At 45.6% G+C, this 13,479-nt stretch carries 14 protein-coding genes; all 14 read right to left on the bottom strand.

The features are described 5' to 3' along the window. Nucleotides 1-18: 18 nt before the first annotated feature. The 14 genes from TRQ2_RS02425 to pdxS all read right to left on the bottom strand — a co-directional run bounded on the left by TRQ2_RS02425 (nt 19) and on the right by pdxS (nt 13,471). Nucleotides 19-1,863, bottom strand: a complete 1,845-nt coding sequence (locus TRQ2_RS02425; RefSeq protein ID WP_012310568.1) for an ABC transporter substrate-binding protein — start codon at nt 1,861-1,863, stop codon at nt 19-21. A gap of 64 nt (nt 1,864-1,927) precedes the next feature. Next, entirely contained in the window at nt 1,928-4,456 is a 2,529-nt protein-coding gene (locus TRQ2_RS02420; protein ID WP_012310567.1) for a DNA polymerase III subunit alpha, read from the bottom strand. Beyond that, nucleotides 4,453-5,334, bottom strand: coding sequence for an RluA family pseudouridine synthase (locus TRQ2_RS02415; RefSeq protein WP_238514476.1), 882 nt, complete (start codon nt 5,332-5,334; stop codon nt 4,453-4,455). Before TRQ2_RS02415 ends, TRQ2_RS02420 begins: the two co-directional genes overlap by 4 nt. Then, complete coding sequence (gene lspA / locus TRQ2_RS09950) at nt 5,246-5,806, bottom strand: signal peptidase II (RefSeq protein ID WP_012310565.1); 561 nt, start codon at nt 5,804-5,806, stop codon at nt 5,246-5,248. The genes TRQ2_RS02415 and lspA overlap by 89 nt, the downstream gene beginning before the upstream one ends. Beyond that, the gene (locus TRQ2_RS02410; RefSeq protein WP_012310564.1) at nt 5,807-6,655 is read right to left on the bottom strand and encodes a protein-glutamate O-methyltransferase CheR; all 849 of its coding nucleotides are present in this window, start codon (nt 6,653-6,655) and stop codon (nt 5,807-5,809) included. After that, complete coding sequence (locus tag TRQ2_RS02405; RefSeq protein WP_012310563.1) at nt 6,597-7,313, bottom strand: hypothetical protein; 717 nt, start codon at nt 7,311-7,313, stop codon at nt 6,597-6,599. The genes TRQ2_RS02410 and TRQ2_RS02405 overlap by 59 nt, the downstream gene beginning before the upstream one ends. Before the next feature lie 8 nt (nt 7,314-7,321). Further along, nucleotides 7,322-8,083 carry a YebC/PmpR family DNA-binding transcriptional regulator gene (locus tag TRQ2_RS02400; protein ID WP_012310562.1) on the bottom strand — a complete coding sequence of 254 codons (762 nt, stop codon included), beginning with the start codon at nt 8,081-8,083 and terminating at the stop codon, nt 7,322-7,324. Then, a complete protein-coding gene (locus TRQ2_RS02395) occupies nt 8,083-9,420 on the bottom strand; it encodes a PP2C family protein-serine/threonine phosphatase (protein ID WP_012310561.1) in 1,338 nt (445 codons plus the stop codon). The genes TRQ2_RS02400 and TRQ2_RS02395 overlap by 1 nt, the downstream gene beginning before the upstream one ends. Beyond that, the gene (locus tag TRQ2_RS02390; protein ID WP_012310560.1) at nt 9,413-9,781 is read right to left on the bottom strand and encodes a response regulator; all 369 of its coding nucleotides are present in this window, start codon (nt 9,779-9,781) and stop codon (nt 9,413-9,415) included. Before TRQ2_RS02390 ends, TRQ2_RS02395 begins: the two co-directional genes overlap by 8 nt. After that, entirely contained in the window at nt 9,774-10,367 is a 594-nt protein-coding gene (locus tag TRQ2_RS02385) for a TIGR03936 family radical SAM-associated protein (RefSeq protein ID WP_012310559.1), read from the bottom strand. The genes TRQ2_RS02390 and TRQ2_RS02385 overlap by 8 nt, the downstream gene beginning before the upstream one ends. Continuing rightward, nucleotides 10,364-11,353, bottom strand: a complete 990-nt coding sequence (locus tag TRQ2_RS02380; RefSeq protein WP_083758353.1) for a YbhN family protein — start codon at nt 11,351-11,353, stop codon at nt 10,364-10,366. Before TRQ2_RS02380 ends, TRQ2_RS02385 begins: the two co-directional genes overlap by 4 nt. A 40-nt stretch (nt 11,354-11,393) precedes the next feature. Next, a complete protein-coding gene (locus TRQ2_RS02375; RefSeq protein ID WP_012310557.1) occupies nt 11,394-12,023 on the bottom strand; it encodes a diguanylate cyclase in 630 nt (209 codons plus the stop codon). Continuing rightward, entirely contained in the window at nt 12,020-12,586 is a 567-nt protein-coding gene (gene pdxT / locus TRQ2_RS02370) for a pyridoxal 5'-phosphate synthase glutaminase subunit PdxT (protein ID WP_012310556.1), read from the bottom strand. The genes TRQ2_RS02375 and pdxT overlap by 4 nt, the downstream gene beginning before the upstream one ends. Before the next feature lie 3 nt (nt 12,587-12,589). Beyond that, nucleotides 12,590-13,471, bottom strand: coding sequence for a pyridoxal 5'-phosphate synthase lyase subunit PdxS (gene pdxS, locus TRQ2_RS02365; protein WP_004081493.1), 882 nt, complete (start codon nt 13,469-13,471; stop codon nt 12,590-12,592). Between the last annotated feature and the right edge of the window lie 8 nt (nt 13,472-13,479).

The raw sequence follows: 13,479 nt of genomic DNA, 5'->3' as shown, positions 1-13,479 counted from the left end.
AGGAGCCCCTTTTATTTTTTACTCTTCTGCTTTCCAGAGCACGTAGTAGTCGTCACCAGGTCTCATTGGATTGTAGTACCATCCTTTGACCCAGCTTCTCTGGACTCTCACACCGAGCGGCTGGTAGAGAGGCATACCAAGGGCGTGCTTCATTGCGAACCTCTGGATCTCTTCGTAGAGTGCCTGTCTTTCTGCGGGATCGGTCTTCGCGATCGCTTCTTCTATGAGCTCGTCGAGGCTTCTACCACCAAGGTCGGGATGTGGTGTGGAAATGAACTTCCTGAAGTTCTCACCCTGTCTTCCAGAGTAAACTCCTGCACTATGGTAGTATGTGAAGATGAAGTTGTGAGGATCCGGATAATCTGCGAGCCATCCTATGATGAAGACAGGCACTTCTCCTCTCTTGGTTGCGTCGAGATACGTAGGCCACTGAACGCCTCTCACTTCGACCTTGAACTTCGGATTGATCATCTCGATGTATGCCTTCAGCATTTCTGCGGCTGCTCTTCTCACATCGTTACCGGTGTTGTAAAGCAACGTGATCTTGAATCCTTTCTTCCAGACCTCACCGTTCCACGCTTTCTGGAAGTACTCCGTTGCTTTCACAATATCGAAGTGTGGAGCGTCTGGATCGTTCAGCAGCTCTTCGTTGAATCCGAGGAGTCCTTCTGGAAGGTCTGTTGGTATCTTTCTACCAAGACCTTTGAGCACTTCGTTTATGAATGTGTCGTAGTCGAACGCGTAGATGAAGGCTTTTCTCACGTTTTCATCAGTGAAGAAATCGGGTGGTATTCCGTTTCCGTCGAGTTTTCCAGAGCCTATGTACTTGCTGTCTTCGGGAACGCTCCACGCGAAGTGAAGGGATGTTATTGCAAGTTCAGGAAGTCCCTTTATAACGGTGACACCGGGTTTTCCTTCCACCTGCTCGAGGTACTGGGTTGGGACAGCACAGATATCGGCGTCTCCCTGAAGGAACATCGCCCTTCTTGTGCTCCACTCGTCGATTCCCCAGATGATAACTCTTTTGATCTTCGCGGGTTCTCTCCAGTAGTTGTCGTTTCGCTCGAGGATGACTTTCTGCTGAGCTCTGTCCCATTCGACGAATTTGAAGGGTCCAGTTCCGTTCATTCTCGCGTAGAGAGGAGAATCTTCTTTTCTGATATCGTGATACTTCCACCAGGTATCGGCTCTTCCGTCCCAGCATCCTATCTCTATACACCACTCTTTGTCGAGGACAGCACTCCAGCTGGCGCTCTGGGCGAGTATGTACATGAACGGTGCGAAGGGTCTCACGAGGTGGAACACAACGGCGTCACCTTCAACTTCAATGGTGGGATCGATGTAATCCGTGTAGATCTTTATGAGAGCGTCTCTGTACTCTGGAAGCGGTTCACCGTTTTCGTCGAAGAGTTCGCTGTAAGGCTTACCGATCTTTTCCTCAACGAAAGTTTCCAGTGAATCCACACCGAACAGGGCTTCCCAGAGCATCCACATAGGACCCGCTGTTGGATCGAAGATGAGGCCTCTCTCAAAGCTGTATTCCACGTCTTCTGGTGTGAGATCTCCTCCTTCGTGGAACTTCACACCTTTTCTGATGTAGAACTTGTAAGTTTTCCCGTCGTCCAGAATTTCCCATCTTTCTGCAAGGCGTGGTTCGAATTCTTTGAGGCTCTCTCCTTTGTAGGCGATCAGGTTCTCGTACACGTTGTAGATAACTTCACCACTTGCTGTGTCGTAGGCGTAGTGTGGGTCGAGAGTGTCGGGTTCTCCAATGGTGGCGTCGATTATGGTGTCCGGGTTTTTCACTTCGGCCAGTACCAGAACTGATAGGACTGCCAGAAACAGCACAAACAGTTTCTTCATAGCGAAACCCCCTTTCCAAAAATGTGATGACTCCTTACTATATTTGAATTATAGCATACTGTGCCTATCGGGGAACGATTCTGTAGCGATATTCATCCGTTAGAGGTCGGTAGCCTTCATACCTTACAACAGCCCCGTTTTTAAGGACTTCCGTTATCTCGTTTTGACCGGCCTTTTCCAGCATCGCGGTGGGATCCACTCTGTACACGAACCTGGTGTTTTCGTTGAAGGGCCAGATTTTGATGATCTTCTGAAGGGGAGAGAGGAGCACAAGGTGAACACCATCGGGAACGTCTGTTCTCAGACGGCAAACGGAAAGGCCATCCGTCACGATGTTTCTCGAAACTCTTTTGACGAGCACAGGAAGGATCCTACCATACGTGAAGACATCGGCTATACGGGCAAAGAGTCCTGTGGGAACTTCATGAACGGGTGTCAACGGGAATCCCATGCTCTTTTCCTCGAGCTCGGTGATGTCTCCTATTTTGACGGTTGAGCTTTCCTGCTCCACCTTTTCTCCGAAGAGGCTTCGAATCTCAAGAATATCTTTCTCAACCTTTTTGTTCAGTTCTTCCAGTGCCAGTTTTCTGTTTTCATAAAGTTTGTCGAAGGCGCCTGCTGTGATCAGGTTTTCCACAACGTTTCTCGGAACTCCGGTTACCCTTTCCTGAAGTTCTCTCACACTGTTGATCGGCCTGATTTTTTCGATTTGTTCAACCAGGGTTGCTCCCACTCCTTTCACAACCGTCAGGGGAAGGTAAACGTCTTTACCGTGAAAGACCAGTTCTTTTCCAGAGGTGTTGATATCTGGAGGATGTACTCTGTATCCTTCGCTTCTCAGTTCCTGAACGGCAAGGAAGATCTTTTCGGTGTCTGAAGAATTGTACGCGAAGTAGAGCTTGAAGAATTCTTCAAGATGATGGACTTTCAAATATGCCGTCTGGTATGTGATGTGGGCGTATGCGACGCTGTGAGACTTGTTGAAGGCATAGGAGGAAAAGTTCAGGAGGATCTCGAGGATCTGTTCTGCGTTCTCCATACCTTTTTCAAGAAGGCCTTTTTTCATCTTTTCAAGGAGAGGTTCCATTTTTTCTCTTTCTTTCTTTGCAATGGCCCTTCTCAAAATATCCGCTTCGGTGCCTGAGAGACCCGCGAACATGGCGAGTCGCATGATCTGTTCCTGATAGATCAGAACCCCTCTTGTCTCTGGAAACGTCTTCCTGAAAAACTCGGGAACGTTCTTCGGATTCGAAAACATAACATCCAGGCCAGACCTCAATGGACCAGGTCTGTTGAGGGCAAGGAGAATGGAGAGTTCGTCCATGTTTCTGGGAGAGATTCTTCTGCATAGTTTTCTTGCCTGGAGACCTTCGAGCTGAAACACACCGAGAGTTTTTCCCTTGGAGATGAGATGATACGTTTTTTCATCAGAGTAATCGAAAATCTCTTTTTTGAAATCCTTTATGAACGAGAGTGTTTTAAGACCCAGTATATCGATCTTCACAACACCTATTTCTTGAAGATCGTACATGTCGTAGTCCGTTATTGGGATATCTTCTTCCATTCTTGTAGGCAACGGCAGGGGGTTTTCTGAGATCACGACTCCCGCGGCGTGAACACTGGGGTGGTGCGGCAGTCCGTAAACGGTTTTGTAGATTTCGTTTTTCTCTTCAAGAGACGCATCTGGAAGAACGGAGTTTATGAGGTTTTTCAGAGATTTCTCTGTGAGGTTTCCAAAGGTTGAAACCTGATAGACTTGAAAAGACTTTGATAATTCCTTTATCAGGTCTTTTCTTCTCCTGTCTTCCACATCCACATCTATATCGGGGGGTTCCTGCCTTTCTTCGTTCAAGAAGCGTTCGAAGAGAAGGTCGTATTTTATTGGATCTACCTCTGTTATTCCGCACAGGTATGCAACGAGGGAACCAACCGCACTTCCTCTTCCAGGCCCAACTTTTATGCCCATTTTCTTTGCGATCTCTACCACTTTTTCCACCGTGTAGATGTACGGGGTGAAACCCTTTCTTTTTATCACCTCGAGTTCTCTTTTCAGACGGCTAATGTACTCTTCACCCAATGGTTCTGCCTTTTTTATGAGTGATTCGTTCCAACCCTTTGGGGGAGTGGGGAATCTGTGATTCACTCTGAGATCGTAGGCTTCTGCGTTCAGAATGTCGGCCACATCTTCACATTTTTCTGGAAAACCCTGAACGTCTTCGTCGAGTCCGAAGACTTTTCTCATGAAGATGCTTGCCTTTTTTTCATAGACATCGAGATATCTTACAGGTGTGAGTTCGCTTTCGTGGAAAACAGGTATGTCTTCGAGTTCATGCGTTTCTCCACTGTAGTACCTGACCAGTCTGTCGAATTCCTCTCTGTTTCTCGCGACGAAGATTCTGCCGCCTTTCCAGAGGCCGTGAACCGGTATCAGGCCGTGTTTTCTCATGATCGTGTTGAACTTCACAGCGGCGTGGAAGTTTCTGTCGGCGAGGATGACAGATTTCAATCCCTTACTTTTCAAGAGAAGGGCCAGTTTTTCGAATCGAACGACTGAGCCATCGAAAGAATAGGGAGATATCACCCATGGAATCATGATCTTTCCCTCACGTACTCATGGATCCTTCTGATGGCTTCTTTGAAGTCCTCTGGCAGAGGTGAGACGAACTCCATCCATTTGCCCGTTCGAGGGTGGAAGAAACCGAGTTTCAGGGCGTGAAGCATCTGCCTTTTTATTCCGAAGATCTCATCCTCTTTCGGCTTCCCGTAGATTTTGTCTCCCATGATCGGATGCCCAAGGCTTTTCATGTGTACTCTGATCTGGTGCGTTCTACCTGTTTTAGGAAAGGCGAGAACGAGTGTAGCAACATCATCGAACCTTTTCAGAACTCTGTACTCCGTGATCGCTTCCTTCCCTGTTTCAACGACAGCCATTTTTATCCTCAGAACGGGGTGCCTTGCGAGAGGAAGGTCTATAACTCCTTCATCACTCTTCACTCTACCTTTCACTAGGAGTATATAGGTCTTCTTCACCTTTCGATCTTTGAACTGCTTCGAAAGGCTTTGATGAGCAAAGTCGTTCTTGGCAACCACTATAACACCGGAGGTCTCTTTGTCGAGTCTGTGAACTATCCCCGGCCGGAGCTTTCCTCCCACTCCCTGAAGATCTTTGCAGTGATGAAGAAGGGCATTCACGAGAGTTCCGCTGAGTTTGGAGGGAACAGGATGAACGATCATGTCTCCGGGTTTGTCGATAACTACGATGTCTCTATCTTCATAAAGAACTTTCAATTCTATCTCTTCGGGTTGAACGGTCGCTTCCTGCGGCTTTTCAGGGAGGTCAACCTCTACTATTTCACCCTCTTTCAACTTGTAACTTGGCTTTTTAATCTGACCGTTGACCTTCACTTTGCCCTCTTTTATCGCTTTTTGAATCAGTGATCTCGAAATCCACGACGGTGTCTTCTCCTTCAAAAACTGATCCAGTCTCCAGCCCTCTTCTCTTTTTTCGACTCTCCAAACTTTCATTGTCTCCACCTCTGAAAACTCCCAGTATCATAAGTGCTCCTCCGACTATGATGAACACATCCGCTAGGTTGAATATCGTTGGGAGAAAGGTCAAGTTCAGAAAATCAAGAACGTATCCGAATCTGATTCTGTCGAGAAGGTTGCCGAGAGCTCCCCCAAGAATGAAGCCCATGGCTATTCTTTCCAGCCTGCTGAACTTGAAAATATAAGGAAGCAGGGAGAGAAAAACAACAACGAACATCACGGTCCAGAGAAGCTGTTCGGAAAGATTTTTAAACAACCCGAGTGCGATTCCTCGGTTGGTTGCCTTCACGAATCTCAAAAAACCCGGAACTATAAAGAAAGTTCCGTGTATCTCGCTTGCTATCCGCTTTGTAAGCTGATCCAGAACAATTGTGAGAACCATCACAAAAGTCATTTACTCCACCTTTCTGTAGATGAACGGTTTGTATATCTCAAATCCCAGTTCTTTGTAGTTGAAAATTCTTTCGGTGTTTCCGACGAAGAGGAACCCTCCCGGTTTCAGAGATTCAGCGAACTTTCGGTAAAGCTCATTTTTCGCTTCTGGTTCGAAGTAAATAACCACGTTTCGACACACTATCAGGTCGAAGTTCTTTTCGAACGGATCCTTCAAAAGATCGTGCCTTTTGAATTCCACGATTTTCTTCACAGAATCTTTTATCCTGTACCTTCCATCCGGTAGTTTCTCGAAATATTTTTCCAGGTATTCCTTTGGAGTACTGACGAAGGCCCTTTCTTCGTAAATCCCTTCCTGGGCCCTTCTTAGCACGCCGATGTCGATGTCCGTTGCCAGAATACGTGTTTTATAGGAAAGATTGAGTTCGTGAACCAGGATGGCCAGAGAATACGGTTCTTCTCCAGAGGAGCAGCCCGCACTCCAGAACTTCATTCTCAGAGAATTTTTTGCAATCAAAGGAATGATCTCATCTCTCAGTTCCCACCACTTTTCCGGATTTCTGAAAAACTCTGTCACGTTTATCGTCATCTTATCCATGAATTCATCGAGGTATTTCTTGTCCTTTATGAGCATGTTCAAATACTCTCTGTATCCCACGTTGTACTTTCTGAGAAGAAGTTCTGTTCTGCGCTTTACCCTCTGTGGTTTGTAAGAAGAGAGGTTCAGTCCGAACCTCTTTTCAACCTCTTTCACGAACCATTCGAATTCTTCCTGAGGGAATTCCTTCCACTCAAAATTCGACTGAAATTTGAAAGGCCCAATTTTCTTTTCCGATCTTTCCTCCTGCATGAAATCTACCCACCTTCCAGCTTCCTTCTACGTAGTCACTGTTGATGAAGATCCAACCATTTTCCTCCAGCAATGCCAAACCGGGTTTGAATTCTCCATCGTAAAGAAAACGAACCACCGTTTTTTTGTGTTCAAAGATCAAACCAATCCAGTTCGAAACACCAACTTTTAAACTTCCAAGTTCTAACCAGACACCGGGCTTTTCGTTTTCAACGAAGAGTTCAAGACCTGTATCGAACACTTTGAAGTTTAGGCCAACGTGGTAGTTATCATCGTTCGACAAAACGAGAAACACGGGTTTCTCCGTGAAAAAGAAAATATTTTCTCCGTTCCAGATTCCACCCATGAAACCAAGTCTCACATTCCAGCTCTTTTTGAACGGCACAAAGGTCGCTTTCAAAACTGCCGGTGCGTGATATTCGAACGAAAAATCATCGATTCCGAATCGGAAATAAACAGGATTGTCATAAATGAAAGGAAGGAGAGAGGGCTCCCCTTCCGAAAAACTTGCAAAGAAATCGAATCTGAACTTTCCTTCTATGAAATCTGTTTTGAGTTCAGGAGACAGTACAAAACCCACTATGGGAGTTTCATCATAAACTCCTGCTCCCACTTCGGTGAAACCAGCGTATGCAGAAACAGTTGCCAGAATAAACAAAATCAGGATTATCCTTCCAGTCTGGAAAGTATCTCCTCCATCTCTTTGTCGTCCATTTCAAAGTTCGAATACACTTCCTGCACGTCGTCCATATCTTCCAGTGCGTTGAGGAATTCGAGGACTTTTTCGGCATCTTTACCCGTGACTTTCACCGTGTTTTTCGGGATGAATGTTACCTTTGCTTCCACTTCGTAACCGGCCTCTTCCAGCTTGCTCTTCACTTCTGAAAGATTCTCAGGTGCTGTGATTATCTGTATCGGATCTTCTGTGTCTTTTATGTCTTCCGCTCCCGCGTCTATAGCAATCATCATGAGCTCTTCCAGGTCTTTCACCTTGTCTCTCGAGATTTCGATAACTCCCTTTCTTTCGAATATCCAGCTCACCGAACCGCTTTCTGCAAGACTGCCACCGTATTTGTTGAACAGGTGCCTAAGCTCCTGAGCAGTTCTGTTTTTGTTGTCTGTGAGCGCTCTGATGTACACAGCGACTCCTCCGGGTGCGTATCCTTCGTAGATCACTTCCTGGTAGTCTACACCTTCGAGTTCTCCCGTTCCTCTTTTTATGGCTCTTTCAATGTTTTCTTTGGGCATGTTTTCCGCCCTTGCTCTTTCAACTGCTGCTCTCAATCGCGGGTTTGTTTCTATGTTTCCTCCTCCTTCCCTTGCTGCAACGATGATTTCTCTGATCAGTTTTGTGAAGATCTTGGATTTCTTCGCATCCTGGGCCATTTTCCTGTGTTTAATATTGGCCCACTTGTTGTGACCTGACATCATTCCACCTCCTGCTGTCCTTTATATTTTAACACCACGATTGTCATATCATCATGCTGCTGGGCATCTCCCATAAACGACTTAACGTTTTTTCTCAGTGTCTCAAGCAGTTCAGCGGGTGTTTCACCTTTAAATTCCCTTAGAATCTTTTCGAGCCTTTCGTATCCGAATTCTTCACCAGCTTCGTTCCTTGCTTCTGTCAATCCGTCGGAGTAAGATATCACGAACGTATTAGGTCTCAGGTGAATGGTGTGTTTTTTGTATTCCCACTCTGTTATACCGATTGGAATCGCGGAAGCTTCGATCTTGACTAGCTCTCCCTTATGCAAGAAATAAACTGGATTGTGGCCTGCGTTTATAAGATTCAAAGTTCCATCTGGAGATATCTCTATGAAAACCATCGTTACAAAACGATCGTTTGTCATATCTTCACAGAGAATGGAGTTCAACCTGTTCACGAGTCCTTCCAGATCGGGACACGTGGTGACCAGTACTTTCAGATAACTCCTCACTGCGCTCATGAGCAGAGCCGCCGGTACACTCTTTCCTGCCACATCACCCACGACTGTGAGAAATCTTTTCTCCTGTGACACGAAGAAATCGTAATAGTCCCCACCAACTTGAACAGCGGGTTGAGAGCAGGCATCTGCTTCTACGAAACCAATCTCTGGAATTTTCCGGGGAAGAAGATTGGTCTGTATCTGTCTTGCTATGTTCAATTGTTCTTCCAGTCTTTCTCGCTCTATCTCCTTTTTGAGAAAATCCAATCTGTCGAGAGCACTCGCTATGTATCTTGCCGTCATCTCAGCTATTTTCCTGTCACCTGCGGTAAAAACTCCTCCGTCTTCTTTTCCAGCGAAACACACGTATCCGTAATATCTGTTCCCTTTTATCGGTACAAACAGAAGATTTGAAAATTTCTCAGATTTCCCGGGTTCTATCAGAACAGTCTTTTCTGGATTTCCTATCTCCGCTTCTATTTCTTCTCTGTTCAGATCCCCGACTGTCAGTTCACTTTCAAGATGAACGAGATAGCTTTCGAATTTTATCACGTTCCTGAGGAGTCGAATGACTTTTTCCAGTTTGTTCTGCAAGTTCAAAGGGAATTCGAACGTACCGAAAATCTCCGAGATTTCAAGCAGAGTTGATATTTCTTCGTACGAGCGCGAGAGTTCTTCAATCTGTGCTTCCATGAACATGGCCTGTTCTTCTAAACTTTTTCGATATTCGTTTATCTCGTACTCCAGGATCTTCAGAAGATCATCTATTCCCTTTGAACAGTCGTGTTCAAGATTCAAGATTTCAGCGATTCTTTCGCAAATTTCCCTTTCATTCATTTAATAGATGCTTCACCTCCTCGATGAACTGGGAGGGACTGAACGGCTTTCTCATGACCTTTCTGGCACCCAGGGAAAGTGCCAGAGATTCGTCCTCTTCACCACCCTTTGCCGTGAGGACTATCACCGGAATTCTTTTCCATTCTTCTTTTTCCTGAAGCTTCTTCAACACGGTGAATCCATCCATCACGGGCATCATTATGTCGAGAACTATCAGGTCTGGTGTGAATTCCGAGAGTCTTTCCAGGGCTATTTGCCCGTTTTCCGCTTCTATCACTTCGTAACCTTCTTTTTTCAGATTGAAAGAAACGATTTTTCTCAGAACCGCTGAATCGTCAACAAGAAGAATCTTTTTAGACACGCGTACCACCCCTTTCGAGGAGAGAAGAGAGAGGACCGTGCCCGGTCATGGCTTCTTCACATATGGGTAAGAAAAAAGTTCCTTCTTCTGCAAGGAGTAACGGGTTTATCAGTTTCTCCCTCTTTTGAGTATACCTGAAGATGTGATACTTTTTTCCACTCGATACTTCAAAATCAAGAAGACTCTCTTTGAACGAAACTTTTTTGTTCTTTTTCAAAATAGTCTTCTCCAGATCCACAGGTTTTTCTGAGATCACTAAGAAACGATACGAGTTGACCAGTTCGTTGATGTTTCCATCGAAGATCCATGCGCTTTCTAAAGCGAAATCCTTTGGGAGGATGTTTTTCAGAGTCTCTATGTGTTTTTCTGAGATGTTTTTCACAAAGAGTTCCACGTAGAAAGCGAGGTTCACCACACCCACCGGCATGGCGTCGAGGAAACTCATCTTCGGTTTTGGATGGAAACCTTCCGTGAAAACGATTGGAAAATCTGCTCTCCTTATGGATCTTTCCACGAGTTTTATAGACTCAAGTGTTGAGAGAAATCTCCTCATTCCTTTTTTCTTGAATCTGAGAACGATCTTCATTTTGCCACTTCCTTCGGATAGCGGTAAATCAAGAGGAATGCAATGCCGATGAATATCGGAAGATAATAGGTAGAAATCCTCCAGATGAGAATGGAGGCGAGTGTTTTTTCAGAAGAATTCAAAATCTTGGAAAAAACGATCTGATAAACCGCTTCCACTCCTCCACTCGCTCCAGGAGTGGGTATGTAAAACACGACCAAACTCAGGAAATAGAAGAGGCCTGTGACGTCGAGAAAACCTATTTTTCCGGATGTGAGCCAGATGGCAAGGTAGAGAACAAAAGATTGAACAAGCAGGGAAATGAAAGTGAGAGGAAAATCGAAAAACATAAAGCCACTTTTCCAGAGTACTTGAACGCTTTCTTTTAATTTTTCTGTCCATTCGAGAAATCTGGTATCCCAATCTTCTATTTTGGTGATCTTTTTGATGAGTCGATCTATCCATCTTATTCTTTTGAAAGCGTTAAAAAGACGTGCGATAAGAGGAGGATTTATCAGCGCAGACATCAAAACGGCTATGAACGATACGCTGATGAGGTACGCGAGAAGTATCAACTTTGAAGTCAAAAGTGCGTTCGAGAAGAGAAGGTTTCTGTATCTCACAAGGCCCAGAATCGAAAGAACAGTAACAGAGATCAGGTATTCTACGAATCTGGAAAGAATCACGTTCACATTGTGCTCAGATTTGAAACCCATCTTTGAGAGGTGATACGTCTGGAAAAACTGTCCTCCAAAATAAAAAGGGGTGAGCATACTGAAGACAAAACTCATGTAATTGTTGAAGAAAGAATCGTACAGTGGAAACTTCTCTTTCCATACGAACGAGTAAAGCCACTTCATCCTGAGAGAGTCTATGACGATAGAAAAAACAAATGTTCCGCAGAGGAGGAACATGTAAAGGAGAGATTTTAAATGAAAATATCTGGAAAATTCAGCGGGATCTACTTCCCTGAAAATAAAAAAGACGGCGAGAAATCCAAAAGCCAGCGCCAGAATTATGTTGATCCACTCTTTTTTACTCAGATTTTCACAACCTCCTCAAAGAAGATTCGAGGGATGCAAGCAGATCTTCAACGGTTTCCATCCAGTCTTCGACCTGGGCGACTCCGTACTCAAGCATCGGCTGTTTCGTCCAATCCAATCTCAGGAACTTTCTCTTCAACCTTTTGAGGAGTCTTTCCGCGCCTTCTTTCGATGTTCCGGGAAGAACGATCATTATTTCGTTTCTCTTCAGGAAATCGAATCTATCAGAAGACCTCAAAAGTTCTCGAAGGAGTTCATAGACACGTCTTGCCGTACCGTCATCTTCGAAAAAGAGATAGATAACAGAAAGTGGAAATCCGTATCGCTTTGATTTTTCGAATTCGTCTTCGAGATAGCTGAGGATACCAGATGGGAATATCAGGTACGCTTTCATCATTTCGAATTTTCTTCTCAGCAGAAAATCCGGAAGGCGTGGATCGATCACGTCCAGCACACCTTCCGGAATCTTCTCAGGTACGTTCTTTGAGACCAGAATCACCCACCGACCCTGTTCCTTCAAATCGTCGGTGATGATCACATCCGCCGATTCATTTATGAAAAAACCTACCTCTTGAACGATGCTGGCTATTCGTTCACGAAGTTTTTCATCTTCCAGATCGATTTTCACTTTCATTTCACCATCTCCAGGAAGTATCTGTGCAGTCTCAAATCGTCGGTGAGTTCTGGGTGAAACGTGCACGCGAGTATATTTCCTTCTTTCACCAGAACAGGGTCATAATCGTAAGTTGCCAGAATTTCCACATTCTTTCCTGTTTCAACGATCCTTGGAGCCCTTATGAAAATGGCTCTGAATGGATCTTTTCCTACAGCGGGTATCTCTACAAACGTCTCAAAGCTTTCGACCTGTCTTCCGTAGGCGTTTCTTTCAACGGTTATGTCCAAAACTCCAAGTTTTTCCTGGGAGTAGTTTTCGATGCGCTTTGCGAGAAGGATCACACCGGCACACGTTGCAAAGACGGGAAGGCCGTTGTTTATTCTTTCCACCAACTTTTCATCCATATCCATCTCTTTGAGAATTCTTATCATGGTGGTCGATTCTCCACCAGGCAGGATGAGACCATCCACCATGTCCAGCTGCTCTGGAAGTTTCACTATCAGGGTCTCAACTCCGAGCTTGTGGAGAGCTTCCACGTGTTCTCTGACGTCTCCCTGAACACCCAGAACTCCTATTTTCATCCCTTACCACCCTCTCTCCTGCATTCTCACTTCGAGTTCTTCGACATCGAGCCCTCTCATCGGCTCTCCTATGTCTTCGGAGATCTTGAGGAGTATCCTTGGATTGTCCCAGTAGGTAACGGCCAGCACCATGGCTTTCGCCATCTTTCTTGGATCCTTGGATTTGAAGATACCGGATCCCACGAACACTCCATCTGCTCCGAGCATCATCATGAGAGCCGCATCCGCAGGAGTTGCCACACCACCCGCTGCGAAGTTCACGACGGGAAGTCTTCCAAGTCTTTTGACCTCTCTGAGAAGCTCGACGGGAGCTCCTATCTCTTTTCCGTAAGCGACGAGTTCTTCGTCTTCCATCTTCGTCACCTGTTTTATCTGTTCCATCACCCTTCTCATGTGCTTCACTGCTTCTACAACGTTTCCCGTTCCGGCTTCTCCCTTCGTTCTGATCATGGCTGCACCTTCTGCTATTCTTCTGAGAGCTTCTCCCAGGTCCCTTGCACCGCAGACAAAGGGCACTTTGAATTCGTGTTTGTTGATGTGGAACCTGTCGTCAGCTGGTGTAAGGACTTCGGATTCGTCGATGAAGTCAACTCCGAGTTCCTCCAGTATCTTTGCTTCGGCTATGTGACCGATTCTCACCTTCGCCATCACAGGGATGGATACTGCCTCCATGATTTCCCTGATCTTTGCGATGCTTGCCATTCTGGCGACTCCGCCCTCTTTTCTGATATCGGCCGGAACTCTTTCGAGGGCCATTACCGCAACGGCTCCCGCTTCTTCTGCGATCTTGGCCTGTTCAGCAGAGGTGACGTCCATGATGACACCGCCTTTGAACATCTCCGCAAAACCCTTCTTTATGATCCAGGTACCCTTTTTGATTTCCATCGCGTTCA

The organism is Thermotoga sp. RQ2, assembly GCF_000019625.1.
Classification (GTDB): Bacteria; Thermotogota; Thermotogae; order Thermotogales; family Thermotogaceae; genus Thermotoga; species Thermotoga maritima.
Note: the sequence above shows the minus strand (reverse complement) of the source record. Positions and strands in the feature narration are given on the sequence as shown.